The organism is Pseudonocardia sp. EV170527-09 (genome assembly GCF_008369905.1).
In the GTDB taxonomy this organism is placed as follows: domain Bacteria; phylum Actinomycetota; class Actinomycetes; order Mycobacteriales; family Pseudonocardiaceae; genus Pseudonocardia.
The window spans coordinates 1-3,387 of sequence record NZ_VRMC01000191.1; the positions used below are offsets into that span (position 1 = coordinate 1).

Genomic DNA, 3,387 nt, shown 5'->3' on the forward strand with positions numbered 1-3,387 from the left:
TCCGCGGGAACTGCGCCAACAGAGCCCGCACCTGCGGCTCGACCGCATCAGCCAGCGAACCCCGCGGGCCCCGTTCCCGCCGCGGTGGGCCCGGCGCCCGCAGCGCCGAACGCACCGTGTTCCGCGCGACTCCCAGCCGGCGGGAGATCTCCTTGATCGGGACACCCTCCGCCCGATGCAGACGACGGATCTCGGACCAGTCCTCCACCGACAACACCCCCTCAGCGTCGCCCAGAAGGGGTCAATCCCAATCCGACGTCAGGGGGTCAGTCTCAGGCCGTCGTCGACACCAGGAGGCCTTGGACGCCTGCGCGTGCGCGGGCTCGATCCGGTCGGCCTTGAACGCCACACCGGCCCGCTGGCCCTGCTGCCACGGAATCGCGACCAGACCCACCGGACGCACCTCCGCGCCCTGCTCCACCTGCGGAGCACCCGGAGTCGTGATCGTCAGGATCTCCGCACCCTCGGCGTCGACCTTCACCAGCTGCGTGGTGAACAGCGGCGTACCGGTCTGCCGGTCGGTGCGCTGACGGCCATCCATGTCGTTCTTCGGACGCGGAGCCGCGCCCACGGTGTAACGGGTACCGCTGGTGTCGACCTTGATCGTGGCCATGACGGTCCTCCTGGGACTCGCGCCCTGTCGTCCCGACCTCTCGGGGAGCGCCCACTCAGGAAACCGGCAGGTCAGAGGGTCAACCCGCAGAAAAGTGCGACCCGCACGGGAGTGCGGGTCGCGGGACTCTCGGGGTCAGGAGCCGCGGTGGGGGAGGGCGGCAACCGCGTCGACGACCCAGCTCGGATTGAAGCTCTCGACGACCTCTCCACCAGTACCAGAGGGCACCGGCTCCGGCTCCGTGACGTGGCCGACACGAGGGTCGAGGAACCGGACACCGGCGGCGGTAAGCCTGTCGAGGGTGCCGGCCCATGCCGGGTGCCCCCAGAGCCGGTCGCTGACCATGAGCGTCGCCAGGACTGGGGCACGCGTGGCAAGGGCGTCGCACAGCGTGCCGGTCACGTGGTTGTCCATGATCCCGGCGGCGATCTTGTTGGCCGTGTTGAACGTCAGCGGGAACGCTACGACCCTGTCCGGTCGCGGGGTCCGGCGCTGCTCGGTGGCGTGCCGACGTCGGGTCGCGATCCCGCGCTCGGCGACGCTCGACAGCTTATCCGGGTCAATCCACTCGGCGCCGGCCTCACTGACCCCGATCGACAGCACCCAGCCCTGATCGGTCAGCGCACGTACCACGTCAGGTGCGCGAGCGGCCAGCGGTGCGCCGCAGACCACGAACCCGAGCGGTGCTGTCATGGCACCTAGTCCAGCACACCCGACCGAGCCGCGAGTGCCTGCAGCGCATTGCCGTTGCCGCGCTTGGCGCGGGCCAGCATCGTCCGCATGATCTCCCGGGCGACGACGTTCTGCGCCACGGCCTCCGGTGCGGCCTTCTCCGCGGCCAGGAGGTTGAGCGTCGCCTCGGCGTCGCGACGGCGCTGTGCTTGCGCCCACGCAAGATCCAGGTTGACCTGAGCCCGACGCGACAACAACCCAGCCGGGAGGGCGTCGAGGTCCACCGCGGCAGCCGCGTCGAGCGCAGCTCCCGGGTTCCCGAGCTCAGCCGCGACCGACACTCGGTGGATCGCGACGTTGGTCGGCCCGAACGCCGTCCACGCGTAGTTCGCATCGTGGCCCAGAAGGTCGGCAAGCGCCGACGCCTCGGTGAGGCGGCGTTCGGCTTCCCACTGCTCGGTACGGCGTGCCGCGATCACCGCGGCGATCAGCCACAGCGCCCCCGTCACCGACACCAGCGCTGGGTCGTCCGAGCGCACCGCGGGGCCGAGCTGCGCGGTCATACGCATGGCGAGCTGTTCGGCCTGATCGACCTGGTCGGAGCGCAGCAGCGCGGTCACCACCTGATAGACCGCCATCCCTTGCGCGGAAGCCGAGTTCGCGCGACCAGCCGCCATAGCGGCACGGTCCGCGGTGACTGCACCCAGGTCGCCAACGCCGAGCTTGGTCAGCAGCTTCGACGCGACCACGTATGTCTCGACGTACGACAGCGCCGCTTCTCGGTCGTCCGGGCCGGCATTCTGCAACGCTGCGTCGGCGTTCGCGATGAGCGTCGGAACTTCCCGGACGACGCTTGAGTATCGAGCCGCCTGGTAATTCGAATGCGCCTCTGATGCAGAACGGCGCAGTTCTGCGAGTTCCGGGATAGCGTAGCCTCCCCCGAGGAGGCTCGTGTACTGGTTGAGTGCTGTACGGACATGCTCGATCCCCTCGGCGCGCTGTCCGCCGTTCGGTGCGAGCTGCCACGGTGTCCCGGTCAACGCCTGGACGTCGACGTGCAGCAGACGCGAGAGGTCAAGCAGCACAGACATTCTGTCTACCGAGCGGACGCCACGCTCCACCTGAGATAGCCACGACTCCGACCGCCCGACGAGCCCGGCTAGAGCAGCCTGGCTCATGCCGCGCCGACGCCGGTACGTAGCGATCCGCTTGCCGATCGAGTCCTCAGGCACACACACATTGTCTCACATCGACATGATCGTTTCCGCCCTTTCGGGCGCTAAAGTGAATTCACGAATCTGGCTGCGCCTCTGATGTCGTCTCCGGTTGGTGAGGACTTTCTTTACGTCTTCAAGCCGGCCCTGACGGGCCGGACGGGCGGCGTCGCTGCCGTCCGCCTCCTGCCTCCGGCCCGGCGACCGGCGCGTGCACGCCCGCCACCGTCGACCAGCTCGAAACGCGAAGAAGCCGCACTCTCGGAACGAACCGAAGGTGCGGCCATGAGCAGACGCCGGCGCCCGAGCAGACCAAGGAAATGCGAGCCGGGCCGGATGACGAGTAGCGGGAGACCTGCCCCTCAAGGCCGGGGCGGGCCGAGACCACGAGTGGACCGCCTCCGGCGGGGGCCTGACGGCCCCGAAGCGTCACACGGACTCACTCAGCATCAAGGGTGCTGCGCATCGGCTGCGCCGACCGCCTCCGGCGGCCCTTGACCCTGAGCCTCCGAGCCCTTGTCAGGCGCTCCGCGCGGAGGCGGGGGAACGCACCCCGCCCCCGTCATCGGGGCCGCCAGGCCCACGGATGCACCGGAGGCCACGATCATGTCCACCTACGCCGAGATGTTCCAGACCATCCGCGACCAGCGGACCGCCGACCCGCTCCACGTTCTGCGGATCACTGTCGAGTTGATCGAGTCCTTGCGCGGCGACACCTTCACCACCATCACCGAAGCCCGCCGCGCCGGCGCCACCTGGGACGGGCCTGTGCAACGAACGGTGGTTCCGGCCCGACACGCCGGACCTCAGCGTCCGGCGGGATGGGCACTGTGAGTGATGACATCAGACCCTATGGGCTCTGCTGAGAACGAGACGGGTTCGGGTCGG

Annotated in this window: 5 protein-coding genes; 1 reads left to right on the forward strand and 4 read right to left on the reverse strand. The window is 69.2% G+C overall.

Annotated features, from left to right (window positions below; genetic code table 11):
- The 4 genes from FVA95_RS28025 to FVA95_RS28040 all read right to left on the reverse strand — a co-directional run.
- Positions 1–217 (reverse strand): sigma factor-like helix-turn-helix DNA-binding protein (locus FVA95_RS28025; RefSeq protein ID WP_193564260.1); only part of this gene is annotated, 217 nt, incomplete at its 3' end.
- A gap of 24 nt (positions 218–241) precedes the next feature.
- Positions 242–613: a hypothetical protein gene (locus FVA95_RS28030; protein ID WP_149666813.1), complete on the reverse strand. Its 372-nt coding sequence runs from the start codon at positions 611–613 to the stop codon at positions 242–244.
- A gap of 135 nt (positions 614–748) precedes the next feature.
- Positions 749–1,306, reverse strand: a complete 558-nt coding sequence (locus tag FVA95_RS28035; RefSeq protein WP_149666814.1) for a flavoprotein — start codon at positions 1,304–1,306, stop codon at positions 749–751.
- Between the two features lie 5 nt (positions 1,307–1,311).
- Entirely contained in the window at positions 1,312–2,523 is a 1,212-nt protein-coding gene (locus tag FVA95_RS28040; RefSeq protein ID WP_368667378.1) for a helix-turn-helix domain-containing protein, read from the reverse strand.
- Between the two features lie 582 nt (positions 2,524–3,105).
- Here FVA95_RS28040 and FVA95_RS28045 point away from each other — a divergent pair.
- Positions 3,106–3,333, forward strand: coding sequence for a hypothetical protein (locus tag FVA95_RS28045; protein ID WP_149666815.1), 228 nt, complete (start codon positions 3,106–3,108; stop codon positions 3,331–3,333).
- Positions 3,334–3,387: the final 54 nt, after the last annotated feature.

Excerpts from the sequence above, each read along its gene's own strand:
- FVA95_RS28030 (WP_149666813.1), bottom strand. The coding sequence starts at position 613 with ATGGCCACGATCAAGGTCGACACCAGCGGTACCCGTTACACCGTGGGC.
- FVA95_RS28035 (WP_149666814.1), bottom strand. The coding sequence starts at position 1,306 with ATGACAGCACCGCTCGGGTTCGTGGTCTGCGGCGCACCGCTGGCCGCT.
- FVA95_RS28045 (WP_149666815.1), top strand. The coding sequence starts at position 3,106 with ATGTCCACCTACGCCGAGATGTTCCAGACCATCCGCGACCAGCGGACC.